The sequence below is a fragment of the Mycobacterium sp. TKK-01-0059 genome (genome assembly GCF_000709305.1).
In the GTDB taxonomy this organism is placed as follows: Bacteria; Actinomycetota; Actinomycetes; order Mycobacteriales; family Mycobacteriaceae; genus Mycobacterium; species Mycobacterium intracellulare.
The window spans coordinates 1,946,228-1,968,647 of sequence record NZ_KL446993.1; the positions used below are offsets into that span (position 1 = coordinate 1,946,228).

The following is a 22,420-nucleotide window of genomic DNA, read 5'->3' on the forward strand; positions in this document are numbered from 1 at the left end:
CCCGGCGTGCGTAGTCGAACACGCGCCCTCGCAGGTTGATCACAACGAGGCCAGCCGTCCTGAACGAACACGCCCGGCTTGGTGAGGTCGACGGCGCGGTGTGCTATACAGATGTACAGCGCAGCCACTACTTCAGCGGAAGGACCGTCATGACCAACGGCGACGAGCTCAAGCAACTGCGGCAGCGGGTGCAGTACCTCGAGGATCGCACCGCCATCCTCGACTGCGTGATGAACCAGTCCCGTGGGCATGACCGCCACGACACGGAACTGATGGGCAGCGTCTATTTCGAGGACGGCGTGGACGAACACGGCCCGACCGTGAAACTCGGCCCCGAATACGGGGATTGGGCCAACAACGCGCACAGCATGGTCTTCGAGGACCACCTGCACAACATCACCACCCACACCTGCGAGATCAGCGGCGACGAAGCCCATGCGGAGAGCTATGTCATCGGGGCGATGCGGGCCAAGGGCGGCAAGGTCGTGTCGCTGATGGGCGGCCGTTACCTCGATCGCCTCGAGCGCCGCGACGGGGTCTGGAAGATCGCGCTGCGCCGCTGCACCCTCGAGTGGATGATGAGCGGCGATTCCTCGGTGATGGCATCCGGCGCCGTCAAGGGCTTCATCAAGGGCAAGTGGGACCGGACCGATCCCTCCTACGCCCGTCCGCTGACGATCGAAGACGTCCCCGCCGACCGGTGGTGATCGACGGGCGCGTGGCGCTGGTGACCGGCGGTGGCTCGGGCATCGGTCGCGCCACGGCGCAGCTGTTGGCCCGCCACGGCATGCGGGTGTGTGTGGTCGACATCGACGAAGCCTCCGCAGGTGCGGTCGCCGACGAAATCGGTGGCCTCGGCGTGGGTTGCGACGTCTCGAACCCCCAGGAGGTCGATGCCGCGTTTGCGTCCTGCGTCGATGAGCTCGGCAGCCTGGAACTGGCGTTCCTTAACGCGGGCATCAGCGTTCGCTGGTCCGGGGACATCGCCGCCCTGGAGGACGCCGACTACCGCCGCTCCCTCGGAGTGAACCTCGACGGCGTTGTCTTCGGCGCCAGGGCCGCCGTCCGCACGATGCGGGCCTGTCCCGCCACCGGTGGACGCGCGATCGTGGCGGCCGCGTCGCTGGCCGGCATCCTGCCCTGGCATCCCGACCCGGTCTACTCGTTGGGCAAGCACGCCGTCGTCGGTTTCATGCGGGCCATCGCTCCCAACCTGTCGCCGGAAGGCATTGCGGTGCATACCATCTGCCCGGGAATCACCGAAACCGGTGTGCTCGGAAGCCGCCGCCGACTGGTCGAGGGAGCAGGGGTGCCGGTGATGGAGCCGCAGGCGATCGCCGATGCGGTCCTCGGCGCAGTGACGGCGCCCCTCGATGCCACCGGCTCGACGTGGATCGTGCAGCACGGGAAACCCGCCTGGGCAATGCAATTCGCCGATGTCCCCGGGCCCGACAGTCTGCTGAACGTCCCGGTCAACACCCGCTGACGGGGCCTCGGTCAGCCGAGTATTGTCGGCATGCTGTCCCAGCCCCGGACGGTCGCGGTGGGCGCGCGCACCGCGCTGTCCATGTCGACGGTCCAGTCCGGCCAGCGTTTCAGAATCTCCTCGAGGGCGACCCGGCCTTCCAGCCGGGCCAGCGAGGCGCCGAGGCAGAAATGTGTACCTCGCCCGAACGCCAGGTGATTGACGCTGCGCTGGATGTCGAAGCGGTCGGGGTTCTCGATGCGCCGCTCGTCGCGGTTGGCGGCGCCGGTCATCAGCAGCAGGGAGCTCCCGGCCGGAACGGTATGACCATGGTATTCAACGTCTTTTGCGACGTAACGGGCAATGTTGTGGACGGGCGGCTCGAACCGCAGCACCTCCTCAACGGCGCTCGCAATCAGGTCGGGATTCTCGACGAGTTGACGGCGTTGGTCGGGATACTCACCGAGCAGCTTGCCGAGCCAGCCGAACAGCCGGCCGACCGTCTCGGTGCCGGCGTTGGCGATGACGCCGAGGAGAACCAGCAGTTCTTCGGTCGACAACCGGCGCACCTCGTCGTTGACGTCCCGGAACTCGGCCGCCAACAGTTCGGTGACCAGATCGTCGGATGGGTTCTGCTCGCGCCACTGCACATAGTCGCGGAACATGTTGCCGTTGAAGTAATTGTCCTTGCTCACCGGTAGCGGCTCTCCGGGCTTGTTACGCAGCCGCTGCCCGGCCACCTTGCGGACGCTGCGCTGCAGGGAGTCGGGCATGCCGACCAGCATCCCGATCACCCGCATCGGCATCTGGGCACCCAGATCGACAGTGAAGTCGAGACGGTCCCCGGACGACAGCGGGTCCAGGCACGCCGCGCAGAATGCCCGCACCTGGTCCTCGATCGCCTTCATCTTCCGGGGTGTGAATGCGCGCGACACCAATAACCGGTGCATGGTGTGCAGTGGCGGATCCTCGTTGATGAAGACGCCGGCCGGCATCACCGGTTCCGCTTTGACCACTTCGAGGATGTCACCCTTGGCGGAGCTGAGGTTGTCGATATCGCGCAGGGCGTCGTCGACGTCGGTGAAGCGACTCAGTGCCCAGAAGTCGAACCGTTCGTTGTAGTAGAGCGGCGACTCGTCACGAAGCCGTCGGTAGGTGGGGTACGGGTCGGCGTCGATTTCGACGTTGTACGGATCGTAGGAGATCTGACCCTCAGTCAGCGCGTGCATTCCACTCCCTCGCCATGGCGGGACCTATGCTATCCGTCTGCTATACGATCGTATAGCAGACGGCGGCGCGCCGTGCGAGTTGGCCCGAAGGAGATTCGATGGAGCTGGGATACGTCTCGCTGAACACGCCGGGGGACGTCGCCGCCGCCGCGCTGGGTCCGGCGCTCGAATCGCGTGGGTTCGAATCGCTGTGGGTCGGGGAGCACCCGCAGATCCCGGTTTCCGCTGCCGGCGGGTTCCATCCCGCGTTGCTGGAGGCCCAAAGGCGCGTCTTGGATCCGTTCCTGTCGCTGGCCACCGCGGCCGCGACCACGTCGACGCTGCGCTTGGGCACCGCGGTCGTCCTTCCGTTGGAACGCGAGTTGTTCACCCTGGCCAAGGAGGTCGCGACGCTCGACCAGGTCAGCGCCGGGCGGTTGATGTTGGGTGTGGGGGTGGGGTTTCGCGCCGAACTCGAGGTCGCTCGGCCCGCCATTGCGTGGACCGACCGCTACCGGTTGCTCGGCGAGACCGTAGGCGCGCTTCGGAAGCTGTGGAGCGACGACGAGGCCGAATACCACGGGGATTTCATCGATTTCGAACCCGTCTGGTCGAACCCAAAGCCGATGCAGCGACCCCATCCGCCGCTGTTGGCCGCCGCGACCGGCGCCAAGGCCATCCGCAGCTGCCTGCCGTGGGCCGACGGCTGGCTGCCCGGTGACGCGGCCTTTCGCGATCTGCCGACCGCGCTGGCCGAGTTCCGTCGCACGGCCCACGACCTCGCCCGCGACGCGGGCGACCTCGATCTGACGATCATGGCCTGGGGCGACCCCTCGCTCAAGCGGCTGGCGAGCTACCGGGACCTGGGTTTCACCCGAGCGGTCCTGGGCGGTGGCCGCCGCGATGCGCTCGACCCGTCGACGACGTTGTCGTTCCTTGACCGGTACGCCGAAATGGCCGAGGAGCTCCGTACCTGAGCGGGACTCAGTTCTTCGGCACCGGCCGGACGCTGGAGTGGACCAGCTCGAGCAGCTGTCCTTCGGGGTCGCGCACCATGCATGCGAAACCGCCGCCCGGATCGGCGATCACGCTGCCACCGGCCGCCTTCACCGCCGCCTGCGCCGCCGGGAAATCATCGACCGCAATGGACAGATGCGTCAGCCCCGCTCCGACCATCGTCCGTTCCGGCTCCTCCGGTGCCGGATGCCCGGAGAACGTGAGCAGTTGCAGCACGAAGCCGTCGTTGTCCAGATAGACGGCCTCGAATCCGATCGGCGGCTCTAATCCCAGCAGGGCGCCGGCGAGCTTGTCCGGCACGGTCAGGCGGTTCATCTCCCGAAATCCGAGCGCCTCGTAGAACCGCTGCACCTTCGGCAGATCGCGGACTCGCAGTCCCAGGTGACTGACATTCATGGGCATCTCCCGTGTGTCTCAGACGCCGGCGGGGCCCGGCCCGCCGTGCATGTACAGCGTCTGGCCCGAGCAGTAGCTCGACGCATCGGAGGCGAAAAACAGTACGCCGTAACCAATCTCATCCGGCTCCGCGATGCGCCCTGAGGCGTTGGTCTGTCCGATCATGTTGATGTCGAAGCCCTGACGTTCGGCGTCGGCTTCCAGGCCAGGCGTGCGGATGGCGCCGCAGGCGATGCAGTTGACCCGCACGCCCTTGCGGGTCCAGTCCGCGGCCATCGAGCCGGTGAGGTTGTTCAGCCCGGCCTTCGCGGCGGCATACACCGGCGCCTGGGGCATTGCCAACAGGCTGGCGCCGGACGAGATGTTGACGATGGCGCCCTTGCCCGCGGCGATCATCGGCTTGGCGGCCGCGCGCGACAGATACCACGCGCTGGACAGGTTCAGGTCCAGCACCTGGTGCCACTCGTCGTCGGTCCACTTCATCAGGGATTTGGTCTCACCGCCACCGGCATTGTTCAAAAGCACGTCCAGACGGCCGAATTCGGCCAACGTGGTATCGACAAGGGACTGGCACGCCGCGGCATCGGTCACGTCGGTCGACACGGCCAGCGCCCGCCGTCCCAGTGCCTCGATCTCGCCGGCCGTCGCCTTCAGCGGCTCCTCTCGCCGTCCGGCGAGCACGACGTCGGCGCCGTGTTCGGCGAGCACCAGTGCCGATGCCCGGCCGATCCCAGTGCCACCGCCGGTGATGACGGCAACCCGTCCTTGCATCGAGAACCTGTCGTCCACAACACCACTTCCCATCGTTGCCACCCGGAACAAACGCAATACGACTGTACAGCATCAGCGAAAACCGGCCATGCGATTCGCGACCGACCCCCCTCGACACGCCCGTTCGGGTCGAGTACACCTGGGGCATGCCGGATTCCACCGATGACGTCTGGGAAGTGCTCTCGACCGCGCGATCGATGCGCAGGTTCACCGACGACCCCGTCGACGACGAGACGCTGAACCGCTGCCTAGAGGCCGCCACATGGGCCCCCAACGGCGCCAACGCGCAATTGTGGCGGTTCGTCGTCCTGTCCGCGCCGCAACAGCGTGCCGCCGTCGCCGACGCCGCGCAGTCAGCGTTGCGCACGATCGAAAAGATTTACGGGATGACCCGACCATCGGCCGACGATCACGGCCGCGCCGCCCGCAACAACCGCGCCACCTACGAGTTGCACGACCGCGCCGGGGAGTACACCTCGGTGCTGTTCACCGCCTACAAGAACGAATTCGCCTCCGAATTCCTGCAGGGCGGCTCCATCTACCCGGCGATGCAGAATTTCTACTTGGCCGCCCGCGCACAGGGTTTGGGAGCATGCTTGACGAGCTGGGCTTCCTACGACGGCGAACGGATCCTGCGCGAGGCCATCGGCGTGCCCGACGAATGGTTCCTGGCCGGGCACATCGTCGTCGGCTGGCCACGCGGTCACCATGGCCCGGTGCGCCGACGGCCCATCGGCGACGTGGTCTTCCGGGATCGGTGGGACCCCGAGCGTGCCGACATCGTGTACGGGGGAGGCGCACGCCCCAAGCGCGCCAAGAGGCCTGCCGACTGACCGATCTATCCAGGGGCGCAGCGGTCGCGCTTGCCGCCTTGTGCGCGGCGCCACCATCGGCTATACAGTCGTATAGCATTTGTGGTTGGCGAGGAGCGTGTCTGACATGAACCGCGTGGCGGTGGTGACCGGTGGTGGATCGGGCCTGGGTCAGTCGATCTGCACGACGCTCGCCGCCGACGGGCACCGGGTGGCTGTCCTCGACCTGAACGAGGAGGCAGCCGCCAAGGTCGTCGCCGAAGTCCACGCGGCGGGAGGCAAAGCCGTCGCGGTCGGTGTCGACGTATCGAAGGAAGCTTCGGTTCACGCCGCTTTCGACACGGTGCGAGCACAGTTCGGCCCTGTCGAGATCCTGGTGACCAGCGCGGCCATCGGCGGCTTCACGCGGTTCGACCAGATCACCCTGGCGGAGTGGAATCGGTTCCTCGCGGTGAATTTGACCGGCACCTTCCTGAGCCTGCAGGCCGGCCTTGCGGACATGGTGCCCGCCGGGTGGGGGCGCATCGTCACCATCTCCTCGGCGGCCGGCCAGCAGGGCGCGCCGCGTCAGGGTCATTACTCGGCCACCAAGGGCGGGGTGATCGCGTTGACGAAGACCGTCGCGCGGGACTATGCCGGAAAAGGCATTACCGCCAACACCATTCCGCCGTTCGCGATCGACACCCCGATGCTGCGCGAACAACAGCGGCTGGAAAAGCTGCCTCCGACCGAGTACCTCACGCGGGCGATTCCCGCCGGCCACCTTGGCTCGCCCGAGGACGTCGCCGGGCTGTGCTCCTACCTGTGCACCGATGGCGCGGGGTACATCACCGGTCAGGTGATCGGGGTCAACGGCGGCGCGGTCATCTAGGCCGGACGTCAAAATCTCTGACAGACAAGGAACATCGTGAAGGTACGCGTCGAATCGGCCCGCTGCCAAGGCCACACCCTGTGCGCGATGATCGCTCCTGGGGTCTTCGAGCTCGACGACATCGACGGCCATGCCCAACCGATCAACGAACGGGTCCCCGGCGAACTGCGCCAGCAGGTACGTGACGCGGCCCGCTCGTGCCCCGAGCAGGCGATCACCTTCGAGGTGGACCGCACCGCCGCACCCGCTTCGAACGCGGCGCGCCTATGAGCGCGCTCAACGAGCGCGCCCATGTCGAGGATGTTCCGCGCTACCACTTCGACCGGCACCACCCGCAATATCGCGAGAAGTTCCTCGATATCACCCATGAGATGCAGCAAAAGTGCCCGATGGCATGGACGGAGACGTACGACGGCCATTGGGTGGCGGCCGGCAGCGCCGAGGTATTCGAATTGGCGCGTTGTCCCCACGTCTCCAACGACCACGACATCAACAACGAACGCCGGGGCTACAAGGGCATTTCCATCCCCACCATGATCGGGGCGGAGAACTTCCGCGGCGGCATGCTCGAGATGGACGACCCGGAACACCGCTACTACCGCACCGCGCTGAACCCCTACCTGTCTCCGGCGGCGGTCAAGCGATGGGAACCGTTCGTTGGGGAGATCGTGCGCGCCTGCCTCGACGAGCGCATCGAAACCGGCCAGATCGATTTCGTCGACGACCTGGCCAACGTGGTACCCGCGGTGCTGACGCTGGCGATGCTCGGGGTGCGGCTGGACAAGTGGACCATCTACAACGAGCCCGCACACGCCTTGGTCTACACCCCGCCGGACTCCCCGGACGCCGAACGGGTCCGCGAACTGTACATGGCGATGGGCATGGATCTATTCGCCAACCTCGTCGAGATCCGGGAGAACCCGCGGCCCGGGGTCATCGACGCGCTGGCAAAACTGCGCATCGACGGCGAGGCGCCACCGGACATCGAATTGGTCGGCATGCTCAACCTGCTGATCGGTGGCGGGTTCGACACGACGACCGCGCTGACCGCGCATGCCCTGGAATGGCTCGCACAGAATCCGAACGAACGCACCCGGCTCAGCGAGCAGCGCGACACGCTGCTGAACCCCGCCACCGAGGAGTTCCTGCGGTACTTCACCCCCGCCCCCGGCGATGCCCGAACCATCTCCGAGGACATGAACCTCAACGGGACCGCGCTCAAAGAAGGCGACCGGCTGTGGCTGTCCTGGGCGATGGCCAACCGTGACCCCGCGGTGTTTTCCGAGCCCGACCGGGTGGTGATGGATCGAAAAGGCAATCGCCACTTCAGCTTCGGGCTGGGCGTGCACCGCTGCATCGGTTCGAACGTGGCACGCACCGTGTTCAAGGCCATGCTCACCGCCGTGCTGGACCGGATGCCCGATTACGAGTGCGTCGCGGAGGGCACCGTCCACTACGACAGCATCGGCGTGATCCAGGGCATGCGCCACCTGCCCGCGACCTTCACCCCGGGCCCACGCCTGGGCCCCGGCCTGGCCGAGACGTTGGACGCCCTGCAGCGCGCCTGCGACGAGCAGGGTCTGGCGCGACCGATCACCGAACGTAAAGAGTCCGCCGACATTTGATCGGATCGGCTTGACCCGCAATAACTTTGGAGGCAACAGATGGACGACCTGTACTACGATCCCTGGGATGTCGAGATCGACCTCGACCCCTACCCGACGTATCGCCGGCTTCGCGACGAATCCCCGCTCTATTACAACGAGCGGCACAACTTCTGGGGCATCAGCCGCTACGCCGACGTCGACGCAGCACTCAAGGACACCACTCGCCTGAGCTCGGCCAAGGGCGACATCCTCGAAGTCGTGCTCACCGATCCGGTGATCCCGGCAGGCGTCTTCATCAATGAAGATCCCCCGGTGCACACCATCCACCGCGCCATCGTGTCCCGCGCATTCACACCGAAGAAGATGCGCGCCATCGAGGACAAGGTGCGCGCGTTCTGCACCGCCTGCCTCGATCCGCTGGTTGGCGGTGAACGCTTCGACTTCGTCCAGGACCTCGGGGCCGAACTCCCGATGAAAACGATCGGGATGCTCGCCGGCATCCCGGATTCCGAGCAGCCCGCGGTGCGCGCCCACGCCAACGCGGTGCTGCGCAACGAAGCCGGCAAGCCTATGCACGTCGACAAGGAGCACTACTTCACCGGCGAGATGTTCGGCGAATACGTCGAGTGGCGCGAGAAGCACCCGTCCGACGACCTGATCACCGAGCTGCTGAACGTCGAATTCGACGACGAAACCGGAACTACGCGCAAGTTGACCAAGCAAGAGCTGGTCATCTTCCTCGCCGTCGTCGCCGGCGCCGGCGTCGAGACCACCGGTCGGCTGTTCGGGTGGATGGGCAAGGTCCTGGCCGAACACCCCGACCAACGCAAGGAACTCGCCGAAGACCACTCCTTGATCCCGACGGCGATCGAGGAACTGCTGCGCTTCGAGCCGCCCGGGCCGCACGTCGCGCGCTACGTCGCGGCCGAGGATGTCGCGTTCCAGGAGCAGATCGTGCCGGCCGGCAGCGCGATACTGCTGATGCTCGCCTCGGCCAATCGCGACGAACGCCACTTCGAGGACCCCGACCGGTTCGACATCCGCCGTAAGCCCGGCGGACACCTCACCTTCGGTCGCGGCGCCCACTTCTGCGTCGGCTCACCACTGGCCCGCCTCGAGGGCCGCGTCGCGCTCGAGGAGGTGCTCAAGCGATTTCCCGAGTGGACCATCGACATGGACAACGCGCGTCGTTCGCGCACTTCGACCGTCCGGGGCTGGGACTCCATGCCCGCGATCGTCGGCTGACCCGACAGACAGGAGAACTCTCATGTCGTCCGCACCGTGCGTGGCCGTCGTGACCGGAGCCAGCCGCGGCGCCGGAGCCGGCATCGCCCACGCCCTCGGACAGCACGGCGCCACCGTGTACGTCACCGGCCGCAGCGAGAACGCCGGCGACGCCGCCCTGCCCGGCACGATCCACCGGACGGCCGAAATGGTCAGCGCCGCAGGGGGACAGGGCATCGCCGTGCGTGTCGATCACGGCGACGACGAACAGGTCAAGGCGCTGTTCACCCGGATCGAGCAGGAACAGGGCCGCATCGACATCCTGGTGAACAACGCCGCCCTCATCCGCGACGAAATGATGGGGCGCACCAAGTTCTGGGAAGAGCCGCTCAATGTCATCGACACCCTGGATGTCGGCGTGCGCAGCAGCTACGTCGCCACCGTCTATGCCGCACCCCTGATGCTCCCGCAGCGACGCGGCCTGGTGGCCTTCACCTCCTCGTCGGGCTCGGTGCACTATGCCTTCGGACCCGCCTACGGAGTGCCGAAGGCCGCCGTCGACAAGATGGCCGCCGACATGGCCGTCGACTTCAAAGACACTGGGATCACGGCGGTATCGATCTGGATGGGATCGCTGCTCACCGACCGCGTCCGCGCCATCATCGCCAGCAACCCCGAGAAATTCGGGCACATCCTCGACAGCGCCGAAACACCCGAGCTCACCGGACATGTGATCTGGGCGCTCTACAACGACCCCCAATGCGTCGAACTCAGCGGCCAGACGCTCATCGGCGCGGAACTGGCCGTCAAGTACGGCATCCACGATGAAGACGGCCGGCAACCACCCTCCTACCGCGACCTGTTCGACGTCCATCCGCACACCCAGTGTGCGCACGTGATGCGCTAGCCCAGGCGGTTGACCACGGTGCCCAGGCATTGCTATACAGTCGTACAGCAATTCGAGTGATTCGGTCCTTCGAAAAGAGCGCGCTTTATGTCCAAACGCATGATCTTCACCTTGCTCGTGATGGATGCGATCGGCCACAACTTCCACGGCAGCTGGCGACACCCGCGAGCCGGAAACCGCGAATTCAAGTCCGCCGACATGTGGGTCGACCTCGCCAAGAAGGCCGAGCAGGCTAAGGTCGACGCGTTCTTCTTCACCGACGTCGTCGGCGTGCAGGGCGAGTACCGCGGTTCGCGCGACATCGTCTTCGAGATGGCGATGAACGTGCCGATCGGCGATTGCACGATGCTCATCCCGGCGATGGCCTACGAAACCCAGAACATCGGATTCCTCTACACAAGCTCCGTCATCTCGCATCACCCGTTCGTCTTCTCCCGCGCGGTGTCGACCCTGGACCATCTTTCCGGTGGCCGCATCGGTTGGAACATCGTTACCTCGGCCAACGAGAGCGCATTCCGCAACCTCGGGCTACCGGGCAATCTCTCGCACGAGGAGCGCTACGCCTGGGCCGACGAATACGTCGATGTCACCTACAAACTGTGGGAAGGATCCTGGGACGTCGACGCCATCGTCAACGATCCCGCCAAGGGGATCTACGCCGATCCGGCCAAGGTGCACAACATCAACCATGCGGGCAAGCGGTACAGCGTCGAAGGTTTCAACCTCATGGAGCCCTCGCCACAACGCACCCCGGTGCTGGCCCAGGCGGGCGGATCGCCGGCTGGCCTCGAATTCGCCAGCGGCCACGCTGAGCTGATGTTCCTTTCGGCGATGTCGTTGGAGACGATCGCCCAGCAGATCGCCACCGTGCGCGACCTGGCGGGCCAACGCGGCCGCCGCGACGCCGACATCCTGTTCTTGCAGGGCATGATGTTCGTCATCGGCTCCACCGACGAGGAGGCCTACCGCAAGTGGGCCGAACTCGAGGAGTACCGCAGCCCGGAGGCTCAAACGGCGTACTTCTCCAGCCTCAGCGGTATGGACCTCGGACGGTTTGACCCGTCGGCCCCGCTGCGCGACATCCTCGATGAAATTCCCGGCATCCGAGGAGCGTTCCTGGCGATGATCAACGCTTGGCCGGAGGGGTCGACCCCCACGGTGAAGGATTTCCTAAGCTCGCTGTCACTGCCGCAGATGGTCGTCGGATCCCCCGAAACCATCGCCGCTCGCCTGCTGGAATACCAGGGCGCCGGTGTGGACGGGGTTCAGGTCATGAATGCCCTGCTGCCGCAGAGCTACGATGAGTTCTTCGAATATCTCGTGCCCGTGCTCCAGGGCATTGGACTGATGCAGAAGCAGTACCGGCCAGGAACCCTGCGCGAGAAGCTTTTCGACACCACGTCTCCGCATGTCAACGAACGCCATCCGGCACACAGCTACCGAGGCATGTTCTGCGATCAATGAGCCGAACGTGCTCCGCCACTAGGATTCTCGTTCTCGTCGGTAGCCTGCGCGCGGTCGTCGCCGGTTTGGCCGACGAGGTACGGGCGTCCGAAGGTTAGGCGGCGGCGACGGGTTCCTCGCCGGCCAGCGTCGTGCGGTGCATCAGGCGCACCGACGTCGGTTCGAAAGGCAATGCGCGGTGCAGCATTCCGGTGTTGTCCCACATCACGAGATCTCCGACGCGCCACTGGTGGCGGATGCTGAACTGCGGCTGAGTCGACCAGTCCAGCAGGCGGTCCAGCATCTCGCGGCTTCGGGCCGGCGGCCACCCGACCACCTCGTCGGCGGTCGCCCCCAACAGCATCGACTTGCGGCCGTCGCGGTGCGTCCACACCAGCGGGTGAATGCGGGCGGGAACCCGGTTCCATTGCGCGCGCTGCTCTTCGGTGGCATCCGGGTTGGCCAGCGACTGGGCATGGGCGAAGGTATGCACGACCTGCAGCCCGCAGATCTGCGCCTTTTGCTCCTCGGGCAACGCCTCGTAGGCGGCGTAGGTGCTGGAGAATTCGGTGTCCCCGCCGGCGGGATCGACGGCACGGGCGGTCAACAGGGTGCCCTTCTGCGGCGTTTCGTCGGTGGCGCCGTCGATGTGCCAGTGGAAGTTGCCCTGACGGTAGGAGGCCAGCAGCGCGTTGGTCTTCGCCGGATCCAGTGTGATGGTCTGGATCTCCGGATAGCGGTGTTCGCCGGTCGGCTGCACCACGAGCGTCCCCAGCATCCGGCTCAACTCCAGCAGGCCCTCGTCGTTGATGTTGACCTCGCGGTACACCACCACACCGTGTCGATCCAGCGCCGCCTGTGCCGCATCGGCGCCAGCCCGAGTCACCAGGTCATTGCTGGTCATGCCGGTGATTTCGAGCCCCAGGGCCGCAGAGATGGGGTGGGAATGGACCGCCATAACGCCTCCAATGGACTTTGGTGATTTGTACAAGAATAGCGTGTTCGGCCGCGGAACGTCCATTCTCTCGCGCGCGGATCGTGGGGTGCGCGGCCGCGAATGGGGCCGAGCGTCAGGCGGTGGGAGGTTCGACCTGGTCGAGGAATCGTTCGACCAGAGCGGTGGCTTCGGCATGGCCGGTGACGGTGCCGAGGCTCTCTTCGAGGTAGATCATCCGCGGGATGCACGAGAGCAGGAACAGCACGGCGGCGGGCGGCAAAGCGTTTTCGTCGAGACCGTAGGCGGCCCAGCGGGATCGGATCGTCGTCAGCAAGGCCTGGCGGACGCGCTCACCGCCCTCGCCGATGACGGCACGCACCGCGCTGCGGTGATTGGCCAGTGCCATGAATTCCATCAGCAGCGCGGTGCCGGCGGCGTTGTTGGCGTATGCCCATGCGCCGCGTAGTGGTTGGTCGGATTCGGAGGCGCGCTGTAGGTCGGCGATGAGGCGATCGGTTGCCGAACGCAGCACCGCCACGAATAGGTCGTCCAGGGACGGAAAGTAGTACTGCACAAGGCCCGCGGCCACGCCCGCAGCGTTGGCCACGCTGCGAAAGGTCACCGCGCCGTAGCCCTGATCGAGCATCAGTGCTTCGGTGGCGGCCAGGATGCCCTGCAGCTTGGCTGACTGGCGAGCGCCGCTACGGGATGCCATGAACAGTCCGCCCTGAACGCTACGGTGAACGCCGTTGGGCGGTCTTACGTTTCGGCGCTGGTGCCGGTTCGATCGAGTCCAGGTACTTCTCGAAGGCGTTGGTGACTTCCTTGTGGGCGGTCTTGACGCCGATGCCCTCTTCGAGGTTGAGGAACTTGGGCAGCCCGGAGATCAGCAGTTGCAGGGCGGGTAGCGAGAAGTGTCCACCCGGGCGTGCGCTCTTGCCGAATTTGGCGACGAGCGCATCGACCTGACGTTTGCGGTTGGCCTGGGTCACCGCGGCGATCTCGGCCTGGATGGATTTGCGGTGGTTGCCCAGAGCCATGAATTCCGTCATCAACGCGCCCGATGCCTCGGTACGGCTGAACTCCCACAATGCGCGGAGTGGATCATCGGGGCGCGATTCGAGCACTTTGTCGAGGAGCCGTCGGCTGCGTTCGGAATAGCGGCGGATCGCCGAGAGAAAAATGTCGTCGAGTGTCGGGAAGTAGTATTGGACCAGGCTGGGCGTGACCCCGGCGGCCGAGGCCAGGGCGCGGTAGGTCACGCTCGCGTATCCCTCGTCGAGCATCATTTTCTCGACATGGTCGAGCAGGGTGTCCCGGGTCTTGGACGTCTCGGCGCCCACACGCCGCGCGGATGCTGCCATGTTCTCCTCGTTCAGCCGGTTCGTTGTATTGTGACACCGGTGGCACGCTGTACAGACGTACAGTGCCGGGCGATTCTGCGATTGCGGCGCGGGGGTCTTGCGCCGAATGGGGGCGCCGTCGCCCGGTCACGTCAACCCGATCTCCCGCTGCATGCGGTGGCCGGCAACATCTCTCGGCAACTGGCCGCCGAAAACCTTCGCCAGACCCTTGCCAAGATCGCCGACCCGAGCTATATAAAAACTATGCCGCAAGGCATAGATAACCGATGCGAACAGACACCAGATGGGAGTGTTGGAGGTGACGACCATGTTGGTTCGTAGCGATCCGTTTCGTGACCTCGACCGCTTCACTCAGCAGCTATCGGGCACCGCGGCACGTCCGGCCGCGATGCCGATGGATGCCTGGCGCGACGGCGAGCAATTCGTGGTCGAATTCGATCTGCCGGGAATCGATGAGCAGTCGCTGGACCTCGACATCGAGCGCAATGTGGTGACGGTGCGCGCCGAGCGCCCCGACGTCGATCCAAGCCGGGAGATGCTGGCAACCGAACGGGCGCGTGGGGTGTTCAGTCGGCAACTGGTGCTCGGCGACAATCTCGACACCGAACATATCGACGCGTGTTACGACGCCGGGGTACTGCGGTTGCGTATCCCTGTGGCCGAGAAGGCCAAGCCACGCAAGATCGCGGTCAACCGCGGGGATAGGCAGCAGACCGCAATCAGCGCCTGATGGGCCGGTGCCATGCTGACAGAACGTGAGTTGGTGATGACGCACTGCGGCACCGGGACAGCGGCGCCCGGCACCGACGCCGAGGGATCACCAGGCCGGCAGACGGGGCTCTTGCTGGCCGATGATCCGGAGGTGGCGGTCCTGATTGCCGAGGTCGACGCCATCTTGTGCGCGGCGTCAGTCACCCTGCTTCGTCGGCCACCGGCGCCACCAGTGGCCGGGTGCGCCCTGCTTGGGCCCCGGTCACCTGGTCGGTCCTGGGAGGTATGCGCACCGCCATGGCGCGCGCCCACGCCCAATGTGCGCGCCGTGCAGCGCAGCCCTCCGCGGCGACCGTCGGCCAAGCCCGGTAACACCAGGATGGAGAAAGGCAGGTGATGAGATCACAACGAGGATGAATGGGCCAGTCCGCCGGCCCGGGCAATTCCGTGGGCACTACCTCGATCCTGCACGGATGAGGTTCGGCCACTGCCATAGCCAGGCGACTCGTCCGGGGGCGGGCGGCCCACCCTCACAAAGCCAAACATATTGACAGTCGGGGCTATTCATCAGTCGCGAAGGAGAGGGTAACCGTGATCGAACAAGCCATGCTCAACAGCCGTGCGCGCAGATACTTCGGTGCGTGGGATAGCTTTTTGCCGGTGGAGGCCGACCCCGCCGACTGGGCAGAACAGCAACTGTCGGTGTCCCTGCCAGACGACGAATATCCCCATCTCGGTGGTGACCGCCGCGTCCTGGTCTCGATGTCGGGCGGCGCCGACATCGACTGATATCGCATTGCGTTGAGGTCCAGCTTGTTTGAATCGGCAGGTTCCGTGCCTCACGACCTGGCCTGAGACTTGTTGGCCGGAGTGTGGCCGGCGTGTGACCCTCCCGCGACCGTGACGAAGGACGCTCATCACGTGACGGTAATCGCGGCGATCTGCGCGCTCGCGACAGCGACGTGCATCGGCTACTACGTCGGCCGCCGTGCGCGTCCCGCGCGGCCAAGCTGGAAGAAGCGCACCGGCAGGATCGCGCTGGGCAAGCTGGCGATCAACCTGGTCGCGGTGGTCACGGCCCGCCGACTTCAGCAGAGCCTGCAGCTCGAGCGGATGTTCGCGAGTAGGCGAAGATCGAGACCGGTTGCCCCACTTGACCTTCTGCGGGGTAGCGTCGTGCGGATGCGGTCCTACTAGCCTGCCCGAAGCATGCACGCCGCATCGAACTCGCCGCGACGAAGGAAGAGAGCTGGCATGGCTGCGCTGCAGGACAAGGTGGCATTGGTGACGGGCGCGTCGTCGGGACTGGGCGCGGAAACCGCCAAACTGTTCTCGCGGCAGGGCGCAACGGTTTTCGGCATCGGTCGCGACGCCGGACGCCTGGCCGGCGTCTTCGCCGACGTGGAACGCGGCCGCCACGCATCGGTGGACATCGCTTCGCCCCGGGCCTGCAGGGACGCGGTCGAGCAGTGCGTCAGCGAATTCGGCGGCTTAGACATTCTCGTCAACGTCGCCGGCAAACACCAGATGCGCCGCACGGAGTCGATGTCCGACGCCGACTGGGAGCAGGATGTCGCCGTCAACCTGAACGGCCCCTTCTTTCTCTGCCGGGCCGCGCTGCCCCACCTGCTGGAGCGAGGCGGAAACATCGTCAACGTCAGCTCGATCGCCGGTGTCGAGGGCCAGGCGTACTCGGCCGGCTACTGCGCCGCCAAGCATGGGCTGATTGGCCTTACCCGCGCGCTGGCCGTCGAATACACGGCGGATCGCCTGCGGGTCAACGCGGTGTGCCCGGGCGGGATGCTCACACCCCAAATCGAACAGTTCAGCGCCCCGAACAATCCGAACTACGACCTGATCATGCGCACGGCCTCCCCACGCGGCATGATGCAGCCGCTCGACGTCGCCAACGTGATCGCCTTCCTTGCCAGCGACGCCGCCGCGGCCATCCACGGCGCCGTCTATCGCGTCGACAACGGCAAGGGCGCCGGATAACGGTTGGGGCACGTTTCGGTCAACCGTCGACATGTCATGCGCCGCCACGGTTCTCGTGGCCGACAATTCGGGACATGAGGCAGTCGCGGGAGCCCGACGTTGGCGCGTGAGATCTCACGGCAGACGTTTCTGCGGGGCGCCGTCGGGGCGCTAGCCGCGGGGGCGGTGCTCGGCTCACCCCGCGCTTTCGCCGATCCCAGGCCGTCCGGGTGGGAAGGCCTTTCCACCGCGCTCGGCGGCAAGGTGCTGCTCCCGGACAGCCCCCAATTCGCCAGTGCCAAACAGGTTTTCAACACCAACTACAACGGCTCCACGCCGGCGGCCGTCGTCACCCCCACGTCGGCGGCCGACGTGCAGAAGGCGATGGCGTTCGCCGCCGCCCACAACCTCAAGGTCGCTCCGCGCAGTGGCGGGCACTCCTACATAGGAGCGTCGACCGCCAACGGGACCATGGTGCTCGATCTGCGCCAACTGCCCGGGGACGCCAACTACGACGCGGCCACGGGGCAGGTCACGGTGACGCCGGCCACCAGCCTCTACACGATGCACCGGACGCTTGCCGCGGCCGGCCGGGGCGTCCCGACGGGTACCTGCCCATCGGTCGGCGCCGCGGGGCACGCGCTGGGCGGCGGCCTGGGCGCCCAGTCCCGGCATGCGGGTCTGCTCTGCGACCAGCTGACATCGGCGTCGGTGGTGCTGCCCAACGGCCAGGCGGTCACCGCATCCGCGGCCAGCAACCCCGACCTGTTCTGGGCGCTGCGCGGCGGCGGTGGCGGCAACTTCGGTGTGACGACCTCGCTGACCTTCGCGACGTTCCCCACCAAGGACGTCGACGTCGTCAACCTCAACTTCCCGCCGGAGTCGTTCGCCCAGGTCCTCGTCGGATGGCAGAACTGGCTGCGCACCGCGGACCGAAACAGCTGGGCGCTGGCCGACGCCACCGTCGACACGACGGGCACGCATTGCCGAATCATGGCGACCTCCCCGGCCGGATCCGGCAACAGCACGGCGGCGGCCATCACCCAGGCGGTCGGAATGCAGCCCTCCGGCACCGAGAACCACACCTTCAACTACATGGACCTGGTGAACTACCTGGCGGTCGGGAACCTCAACCCGTCACCGCTCGGCTACGTCGGCGGATCCGACGTCTTCGCCACCGTCAACGCGGGCGTCGCGCAGGGGATCGCCGCGGCGGTCAACGCCTTTCCCCGCGGAGCCGGGCGCATGTTGGCGATCATGCACGCGCTCGACGGCGCCCTTGCCACCGTGGCGCCGGGGGCGACGGCCTTTCCCTGGCGCCGACAGTCGGCGCTGGTGCAGTGGTACGTCGAGACCGGCGATCCCGCGGCCGCGACGAACTGGCTCGGCACGGCACACCAAGCGGTGCAACAGTATTCGGTCGGTGGCTACGTGAACTACATCGAGGCCGGCCAGTCGCCGGCGCGCTACTTCGGCCCGAACCTGTCTCGGCTGAGCGCGGTGCGGCAAAAGTATGATCCCGGTCGGGTGATGTTCTCCGGGCTGAATTACTAGGCGGCGGGCAGGGGCTCGCAAGTCGGTGATTAGACCAGCTTTGCACGGGGTACTTCCACTGCATCTGTGCGAATGAGGGGTTTGGTGAATGGCAGTGGAACACGGTCGCGCACGGTGCCCGCGATGCATGGCATGGGCGCAGTACAGCTTTCTAGAGCGCGACGACAAGCTCGAGTATCAGGTCCGTTGCGATGCGTGCGGCAACGTCTACTCCGAAGTCACCACCGCGTCGACCGCCACGACGCCGGCCGCCTAGCCGCCCGACCTGCTGCGTTACGGAATTTAACCCTCGTGTAAAGTCGAGGACGCGAGCCAAGACGCCCCCAACCCGGAGTAGCGCCTAGTGCGCGCAAACGCCGTGCGGAACGCGTTGAAAGGGGCGGCGTGGACGACATTTTGGCGCGAGCCGGTATCTTCCAGGGAATTGCACCCGACGCGGTCGCCGCGTTGGCCCGCCACCTGCAGCACGTCTCCTTCCCGCGCAGGCGCACGGTCTTCGTCGAGGGCGAGGCGGGCGACGACCTCTTCGTGATCTTGGCGGGTTCGGTGAAGATCCGTCATCAGACCGGCGACGGCCGTGAAACCGTCTTCGCGGTGCTGGGCCCCGGCGACGTGTTCGGCGAGCTCGCACTGTTCGATCCGGGCCCGCGAACCTCGACGGTGATCACGCTGACCGAGGTGGAGACCGTCAGGATGGACCGCCACGCCCTGCGAACATGGATGGCCGAACGCCCCGAAATCTCCGAGCAGCTCCTACGGGTGCTGGCGCGTCGGCTCCGGCACACCAACAACACGCTGTGCGACTTGATCTTCACCGATGTGCCCGCCCGGGTCGCCAAGCAAATCCTCGATCTGGCAATGCGTTTCGGTACCAACAGCGGGGGACCGGTGCGCGTCGAGCATCACCTCACGCAAAAGGAGCTCGCTCAACTCGTCGGTTCCTCGCGCGAAACGGTCAACAAGGCGCTATCGGATTTCACCCAGCGCGGCTGGATCCGGCAGCAGGGCAAGGCCCTCATTATCGACCAGCCCGCGAAGCTGGCCCGCCGCGCACGGGCCTAGGTGATCGACCAGAATTCCAGCAGCGTCCGTAGCGTCGCAACCAGGGGAAGCGGCTGATCCAGCATCGGGTGATGACCGGCTTCGGCCAGCTCGACAAACGGGCCCCTCAGCTGCAGGAGGGAGCGGATCCGTTCGGCCATGGCGGGCGGCACCAATCCGGCCTCGCAACGCAAATACCCTACGCGGCAGCGCATTGCGGCGAGCATGCTCTCTAACGATTCCTCGTCGGCGGGCGTCGGATCGAGATACTCACCGCCGTAAATCGCCGGATCGAATTTCCAAACCCAGCCCCCGTCGGACTTGCGTACCGACTCCGCCGCGATATGCCGGCGGACATAGGGGAGGATCAACTCCTGCGACGGCACGGCCGTAAACCGGGCCAGGATCTCGTCTTTCGTCCGATATTGGGTGTGTTTGTGCCGGCGTAGGCGTTCTTCCTCCGGCGCACGCTCCCACAGCGGCGAATCGATCACCAACATGCTGTTGATCTGCCGGCTATGGTGCATCGCCGTTGTGGATGCGACCCAACCGCCCATGCTGTGGCCGACGATGGTCGGCCTCCCGGCGGGGCCCGCGGCGGACGCGGCGGCCATCACTTCGCTCGCCCAGATCCGCAGGTCATAGTTGGCGCGCGACCCGCTGTCGCCATGGCCGGACAGATCCAGCGCAATCACCCGGTGGGTACGGGAAATGAACGGCGCGATGTGGTCCCACCAACCGGAGTGGGCTCCGCCGCCGTGGATCAGCACCACCGGCGGCTGGTCGGCGGCACCCCAAATGCGTAGGTGGATACGGCAGCCGTCGACATCGACCTCGCCGTGCTCGGGCTGTTGATCGAGTGCGGCAGTGAACCACGCCGGTGTAACGGGTAGCTGGCGCGAACGGGAGAACAGTTTGACCCTCCCTATTCGCGATGCAGGTCAGCCGCGCCGACGCCCCACTTTAACTGCAGCGGAACCATTTCGGAAGCATGCTCGAGCATCCACGGCGGCCCTGTGGGTGGCAGCGAATCATCGGAATGGACGCCAGGAGGGCCAACCGCGTCCCAAAAGCTGTACATAGATCCAACTTTCACCGTGTTGAGGTGCGTGCCGTTGTCCGGGAGGGACTGCGATCTCCACGGATCCCGCCGGTCGGCCGTGGCGGAAGCCGTATTATCATCGCCTTAATATTCTTACCATAACCTTAGATTTGCGGTATGCTGCTGCGGCATGGGTCACACCACAAACCGTGTGGGCTCCTCTGTTCACAGGCCTGTGCCGTGAACGCCTCGCGTGAGCACGCCGTTGTGTTAGGTGCGGGGATCGCGGGTCTGCTTGCCGCGCGGGTACTTTCGGATGTCTACGACTCGGTGTGCGTCATCGAGCGTGACAAGACTCTCGGCCTTCCCATTCACCGGAAGGGTGTGCCACAAGGGCGTCACATCCACAATTTCCTGAGCCGCGGCACGCAGGTGCTCGCCGAACTGTTTCCCGGGCTGATTGACGAGCTGGGCGCCGCCGGTGCGGTTGTCATCGACGACGGCGACTTGTCGCGGCTTTATGTGCGGGCGGGCCGCTACGAGCTCCAACGTGCGGGCACGTTGACCGATCCCACGGCGGTGACGTTGTGCCTGGCGACTCGACCTTTTGTGGAGTCCCATGTGCATCGACGCGTCGCGAATCTGCCCAACGTGCGGTTTCTCGAGGGCCATGAGGTGATCGAGCCGCTCACCGAGGCAAATGCCATTGCCGGCGTGCGAATAGTGCAGCACGACAACGGCACGCCGGGGGACCTGGCCGCCGATCTGGTCGTCGACGCGATGGGCCGGTCCGCCCGCACCCCGGCGTTTTTAGACGGGATGGGCTACGGACGCCCGCCCGAGACACGCTCCACTGCCATGCTGGGCTATTCCAGCCAACTGCTGAGCATCCCTAACGGATGCATCAACGAGCAGATGGTCGTGTTCAACCTCGGGCTTCGTGGCAAGCCCGGCGGGCTGCTGCTGGCCTGCGAGAACGACACCTGGATGTTCGCGGTCGCCCGCACCATCGACACGGGCGGGGCGCCACCCGATTTCGCCACCATGCTTGCGCTGGCCGAGGGTGCATTGCCCCCGGAAATCATGGACGGGCTACGCCGCGCGCACCCGCTCGCGGAGATTGCCACCTTCCGCAATCCCGCGGCGGTTTGGCGGCGCTACGACCACATGCCGAGACTCCCCCGCGGACTGCTCGTCATCGGCGATGCGCTCTGCAGCCCTAACCCGGTGTACGGGCAAGGCATGACAATGGCGGCGCAGCAAGCGCTGGCACTGCGTGACTGCCTACGCGGCGGCGACGCCGACTTGGCCCAGCGCTTCTTCCTCATGGCGGCACGCGGCATCCGGCCGACATGGGCGATGAATCAGGCCAACGACCGCAACCGGTCGTCGAACCGCAAGCCTTCCCTGCAACGGCGGCTGCGGGGCCGTCTGGTCGGGGCGATGCTGAACGCCGCCGGCGACGACACCGCGGTCACCGAACGCCTGCTGCGGGTCACTCACCTCGTCGACCCACCGGTGCGGCTGCAGGACCCCTCGTTGTTGCTTCGCGTCCTTCGAGCCAACTTGCGGCAACGATTCCGACGGGCGCAGCAGCATCGACACCATCGATTGCGGGAGGCATTGTGACGACCGGTGAGCGGCGGGCCGACGAAGACGCGATCCGCGGGCTGATCGATCAGCAGGTAAGGGGTTGGGCGGCAGGCGATCCCGACGCCTATGCCAGTGTCTTCACCGCGGATGCGGACTACGTCACCTTTCTGGGCGCCCACCATACGGGCCGCGACGCGATTGCGGCGTCGTACGCCACGCTGTTCCGCAAGCTCCTCAAGGGCACCCGGCTACACATCGACGTCGCCCAGCTCCGGTTTCTCACACCCGACGTGGCGCTGATTCACGCGAACGCGACGGTGGTGAGGCGGCGACGCAATCGGCGCAATGCTCGGGTGAACACGAGTGTCGCCGTGCGCAGCGACGGGCGCTGGTTGCTTGCCGCTTCGCAAAACACGACGCATCGTCCGTTCGCAGAAGCCCTTATGGCCAGGTTCTTTTCCTGAAGGCCGCGACCATCCGGAG

Annotated in this window: 27 protein-coding genes; 19 read left to right on the plus strand and 8 right to left on the minus strand. The window is 66.0% G+C overall.

The window, feature by feature from the left end; translation table 11 throughout:
- Window positions 1–149 precede the first annotated feature (149 nt).
- A complete protein-coding gene (locus tag K883_RS09375; RefSeq protein ID WP_008262711.1) occupies window positions 150–707 on the plus strand; it encodes a nuclear transport factor 2 family protein in 558 nt (185 codons plus the stop codon).
- Window positions 701–1,486: an SDR family oxidoreductase gene (locus tag K883_RS09380; RefSeq protein ID WP_008262712.1), complete on the plus strand. Its 786-nt coding sequence runs from the start codon at window positions 701–703 to the stop codon at window positions 1,484–1,486. Before K883_RS09375 ends, K883_RS09380 begins: the two co-directional genes overlap by 7 nt.
- Before the next feature lie 11 nt (window positions 1,487–1,497).
- Here K883_RS09380 and K883_RS09385 read toward each other — a convergent pair whose 3' ends face one another.
- The gene (locus tag K883_RS09385; RefSeq protein ID WP_008262713.1) at window positions 1,498–2,694 is read right to left on the minus strand and encodes a cytochrome P450; all 1,197 of its coding nucleotides are present in this window, start codon (window positions 2,692–2,694) and stop codon (window positions 1,498–1,500) included.
- Window positions 2,695–2,792: 98 nt separating this feature from the next.
- Between K883_RS09385 and K883_RS09390 the strand changes: the two genes are divergently transcribed.
- A complete protein-coding gene (locus K883_RS09390; RefSeq protein ID WP_008262716.1) occupies window positions 2,793–3,650 on the plus strand; it encodes a TIGR03619 family F420-dependent LLM class oxidoreductase in 858 nt (285 codons plus the stop codon).
- 7 nt (window positions 3,651–3,657) lie between these two features.
- Here the strand turns inward: K883_RS09390 and K883_RS09395 are convergent, their stop codons facing one another.
- Both K883_RS09395 and K883_RS09400 read right to left on the minus strand, forming a co-directional pair.
- Window positions 3,658–4,086 (minus strand): VOC family protein, encoded by a 429-nt coding sequence (locus K883_RS09395; RefSeq protein WP_008262718.1) that lies wholly within the window; start codon window positions 4,084–4,086, stop codon window positions 3,658–3,660.
- Between the two features lie 18 nt (window positions 4,087–4,104).
- Window positions 4,105–4,875, minus strand: a complete 771-nt coding sequence (locus tag K883_RS09400; protein ID WP_008262720.1) for an SDR family NAD(P)-dependent oxidoreductase — start codon at window positions 4,873–4,875, stop codon at window positions 4,105–4,107.
- Between the two features lie 128 nt (window positions 4,876–5,003).
- On the opposite strand from K883_RS09400, the gene K883_RS09405 reads away from it, so the two are divergent.
- From K883_RS09405 to K883_RS09435, 7 genes are all read left to right on the plus strand, one after another.
- Complete coding sequence (locus tag K883_RS09405; protein WP_008262722.1) at window positions 5,004–5,690, plus strand: nitroreductase family protein; 687 nt, start codon at window positions 5,004–5,006, stop codon at window positions 5,688–5,690.
- A gap of 106 nt (window positions 5,691–5,796) precedes the next feature.
- Window positions 5,797–6,540, plus strand: coding sequence for an SDR family NAD(P)-dependent oxidoreductase (locus K883_RS09410; protein ID WP_008262724.1), 744 nt, complete (start codon window positions 5,797–5,799; stop codon window positions 6,538–6,540).
- A 36-nt stretch (window positions 6,541–6,576) separates the two neighbouring features.
- The gene (locus K883_RS09415; RefSeq protein ID WP_008262726.1) at window positions 6,577–6,810 is read left to right on the plus strand and encodes a ferredoxin; all 234 of its coding nucleotides are present in this window, start codon (window positions 6,577–6,579) and stop codon (window positions 6,808–6,810) included.
- Complete coding sequence (locus K883_RS09420) at window positions 6,807–8,165, plus strand: cytochrome P450 (protein WP_008262728.1); 1,359 nt, start codon at window positions 6,807–6,809, stop codon at window positions 8,163–8,165. Before K883_RS09415 ends, K883_RS09420 begins: the two co-directional genes overlap by 4 nt.
- 39 nt (window positions 8,166–8,204) lie before the next feature.
- Entirely contained in the window at window positions 8,205–9,392 is a 1,188-nt protein-coding gene (locus K883_RS09425) for a cytochrome P450 (protein ID WP_008262729.1), read from the plus strand.
- A gap of 22 nt (window positions 9,393–9,414) precedes the next feature.
- The gene (locus tag K883_RS09430) at window positions 9,415–10,278 is read left to right on the plus strand and encodes an SDR family NAD(P)-dependent oxidoreductase (protein ID WP_008262731.1); all 864 of its coding nucleotides are present in this window, start codon (window positions 9,415–9,417) and stop codon (window positions 10,276–10,278) included.
- 87 nt (window positions 10,279–10,365) lie between these two features.
- Window positions 10,366–11,742 carry an LLM class flavin-dependent oxidoreductase gene (locus tag K883_RS09435; RefSeq protein ID WP_008262739.1) on the plus strand — a complete coding sequence of 459 codons (1,377 nt, stop codon included), beginning with the start codon at window positions 10,366–10,368 and terminating at the stop codon, window positions 11,740–11,742.
- A gap of 94 nt (window positions 11,743–11,836) precedes the next feature.
- Here the strand turns inward: K883_RS09435 and K883_RS09440 are convergent, their stop codons facing one another.
- From K883_RS09440 to K883_RS26660, 4 genes are all read right to left on the minus strand, one after another.
- Window positions 11,837–12,679 carry a TauD/TfdA dioxygenase family protein gene (locus K883_RS09440; RefSeq protein ID WP_008262740.1) on the minus strand — a complete coding sequence of 281 codons (843 nt, stop codon included), beginning with the start codon at window positions 12,677–12,679 and terminating at the stop codon, window positions 11,837–11,839.
- Window positions 12,680–12,791: 112 nt separating this feature from the next.
- Window positions 12,792–13,373, minus strand: coding sequence for a TetR family transcriptional regulator (locus K883_RS09445; RefSeq protein ID WP_008262742.1), 582 nt, complete (start codon window positions 13,371–13,373; stop codon window positions 12,792–12,794).
- A 19-nt stretch (window positions 13,374–13,392) separates the two neighbouring features.
- Window positions 13,393–14,022 (minus strand): TetR/AcrR family transcriptional regulator, encoded by a 630-nt coding sequence (locus K883_RS09450; RefSeq protein WP_008262744.1) that lies wholly within the window; start codon window positions 14,020–14,022, stop codon window positions 13,393–13,395.
- A gap of 126 nt (window positions 14,023–14,148) precedes the next feature.
- On the minus strand, window positions 14,149–14,331 hold the full coding sequence (locus tag K883_RS26660; RefSeq protein ID WP_008262746.1) for a hypothetical protein: 183 nt from the start codon (window positions 14,329–14,331) through the stop codon (window positions 14,149–14,151).
- On the opposite strand from K883_RS26660, the gene K883_RS09455 reads away from it, so the two are divergent.
- The 7 genes from K883_RS09455 (at window position 14,330) to K883_RS09480 (ending at window position 19,323) form a co-directional block, all read left to right on the plus strand.
- A complete protein-coding gene (locus K883_RS09455) occupies window positions 14,330–14,752 on the plus strand; it encodes an Hsp20/alpha crystallin family protein (RefSeq protein ID WP_008262748.1) in 423 nt (140 codons plus the stop codon). The genes K883_RS26660 and K883_RS09455 overlap by 2 nt on opposite strands.
- A 572-nt stretch (window positions 14,753–15,324) precedes the next feature.
- Entirely contained in the window at window positions 15,325–15,522 is a 198-nt protein-coding gene (locus K883_RS09460; RefSeq protein WP_008262749.1) for a hypothetical protein, read from the plus strand.
- 132 nt (window positions 15,523–15,654) lie between these two features.
- Complete coding sequence (locus K883_RS09465; protein ID WP_008262750.1) at window positions 15,655–15,930, plus strand: hypothetical protein; 276 nt, start codon at window positions 15,655–15,657, stop codon at window positions 15,928–15,930.
- A gap of 57 nt (window positions 15,931–15,987) precedes the next feature.
- Entirely contained in the window at window positions 15,988–16,728 is a 741-nt protein-coding gene (locus K883_RS09470) for an SDR family NAD(P)-dependent oxidoreductase (protein ID WP_008262751.1), read from the plus strand.
- 99 nt (window positions 16,729–16,827) lie between these two features.
- Window positions 16,828–18,261, plus strand: a complete 1,434-nt coding sequence (locus K883_RS09475) for an FAD-binding oxidoreductase (protein WP_008262753.1) — start codon at window positions 16,828–16,830, stop codon at window positions 18,259–18,261.
- Between the two features lie 127 nt (window positions 18,262–18,388).
- Window positions 18,389–18,517 carry a hypothetical protein gene (locus K883_RS28185; protein ID WP_008262754.1) on the plus strand — a complete coding sequence of 43 codons (129 nt, stop codon included), beginning with the start codon at window positions 18,389–18,391 and terminating at the stop codon, window positions 18,515–18,517.
- Between the two features lie 128 nt (window positions 18,518–18,645).
- Window positions 18,646–19,323, plus strand: a complete 678-nt coding sequence (locus K883_RS09480) for a Crp/Fnr family transcriptional regulator (protein WP_008262755.1) — start codon at window positions 18,646–18,648, stop codon at window positions 19,321–19,323.
- Here the strand turns inward: K883_RS09480 and K883_RS09485 are convergent.
- Window positions 19,320–20,075, minus strand: a complete 756-nt coding sequence (locus tag K883_RS09485; RefSeq protein ID WP_008262756.1) for an alpha/beta fold hydrolase — start codon at window positions 20,073–20,075, stop codon at window positions 19,320–19,322. The genes K883_RS09480 and K883_RS09485 overlap by 4 nt on opposite strands.
- A 509-nt stretch (window positions 20,076–20,584) precedes the next feature.
- On the opposite strand from K883_RS09485, the gene K883_RS09490 reads away from it, so the two are divergent.
- Window positions 20,585–21,973, plus strand: a complete 1,389-nt coding sequence (locus K883_RS09490) for an FAD-dependent oxidoreductase (RefSeq protein ID WP_020821300.1) — start codon at window positions 20,585–20,587, stop codon at window positions 21,971–21,973.
- Window positions 21,970–22,401, plus strand: a complete 432-nt coding sequence (locus tag K883_RS09495; protein WP_008262765.1) for an SgcJ/EcaC family oxidoreductase — start codon at window positions 21,970–21,972, stop codon at window positions 22,399–22,401. Before K883_RS09490 ends, K883_RS09495 begins: the two co-directional genes overlap by 4 nt.
- Window positions 22,402–22,420: the final 19 nt, after the last annotated feature.

Excerpts from the sequence above, each read along its gene's own strand:
- K883_RS09375 (WP_008262711.1), top strand. The coding sequence starts at position 150 with ATGACCAACGGCGACGAGCTCAAGCAACTGCGGCAGCGGGTGCAGTAC.
- K883_RS09385 (WP_008262713.1), bottom strand. The coding sequence starts at position 2,694 with ATGCACGCGCTGACTGAGGGTCAGATCTCCTACGATCCGTACAACGTC.
- K883_RS09390 (WP_008262716.1), top strand. The coding sequence starts at position 2,793 with ATGGAGCTGGGATACGTCTCGCTGAACACGCCGGGGGACGTCGCCGCC.
- K883_RS09395 (WP_008262718.1), bottom strand. The coding sequence starts at position 4,086 with ATGAATGTCAGTCACCTGGGACTGCGAGTCCGCGATCTGCCGAAGGTG.
- K883_RS09405 (WP_008262722.1), top strand. The coding sequence starts at position 5,004 with ATGCCGGATTCCACCGATGACGTCTGGGAAGTGCTCTCGACCGCGCGA.
- K883_RS09410 (WP_008262724.1), top strand. The coding sequence starts at position 5,797 with ATGAACCGCGTGGCGGTGGTGACCGGTGGTGGATCGGGCCTGGGTCAG.
- K883_RS09420 (WP_008262728.1), top strand. The coding sequence starts at position 6,807 with ATGAGCGCGCTCAACGAGCGCGCCCATGTCGAGGATGTTCCGCGCTAC.
- K883_RS09425 (WP_008262729.1), top strand. The coding sequence starts at position 8,205 with ATGGACGACCTGTACTACGATCCCTGGGATGTCGAGATCGACCTCGAC.
- K883_RS09430 (WP_008262731.1), top strand. The coding sequence starts at position 9,415 with ATGTCGTCCGCACCGTGCGTGGCCGTCGTGACCGGAGCCAGCCGCGGC.
- K883_RS09435 (WP_008262739.1), top strand. The coding sequence starts at position 10,366 with ATGTCCAAACGCATGATCTTCACCTTGCTCGTGATGGATGCGATCGGC.
- K883_RS09440 (WP_008262740.1), bottom strand. The coding sequence starts at position 12,679 with ATGGCGGTCCATTCCCACCCCATCTCTGCGGCCCTGGGGCTCGAAATC.
- K883_RS09445 (WP_008262742.1), bottom strand. The coding sequence starts at position 13,373 with ATGGCATCCCGTAGCGGCGCTCGCCAGTCAGCCAAGCTGCAGGGCATC.
- K883_RS09450 (WP_008262744.1), bottom strand. The coding sequence starts at position 14,022 with ATGGCAGCATCCGCGCGGCGTGTGGGCGCCGAGACGTCCAAGACCCGG.
- K883_RS09455 (WP_008262748.1), top strand. The coding sequence starts at position 14,330 with ATGTTGGTTCGTAGCGATCCGTTTCGTGACCTCGACCGCTTCACTCAG.
- K883_RS26660 (WP_008262746.1), bottom strand. The coding sequence starts at position 14,331 with ATGGTCGTCACCTCCAACACTCCCATCTGGTGTCTGTTCGCATCGGTT.
- K883_RS09470 (WP_008262751.1), top strand. The coding sequence starts at position 15,988 with ATGGCTGCGCTGCAGGACAAGGTGGCATTGGTGACGGGCGCGTCGTCG.
- K883_RS28185 (WP_008262754.1), top strand. The coding sequence starts at position 18,389 with ATGGCATGGGCGCAGTACAGCTTTCTAGAGCGCGACGACAAGCTCGAG.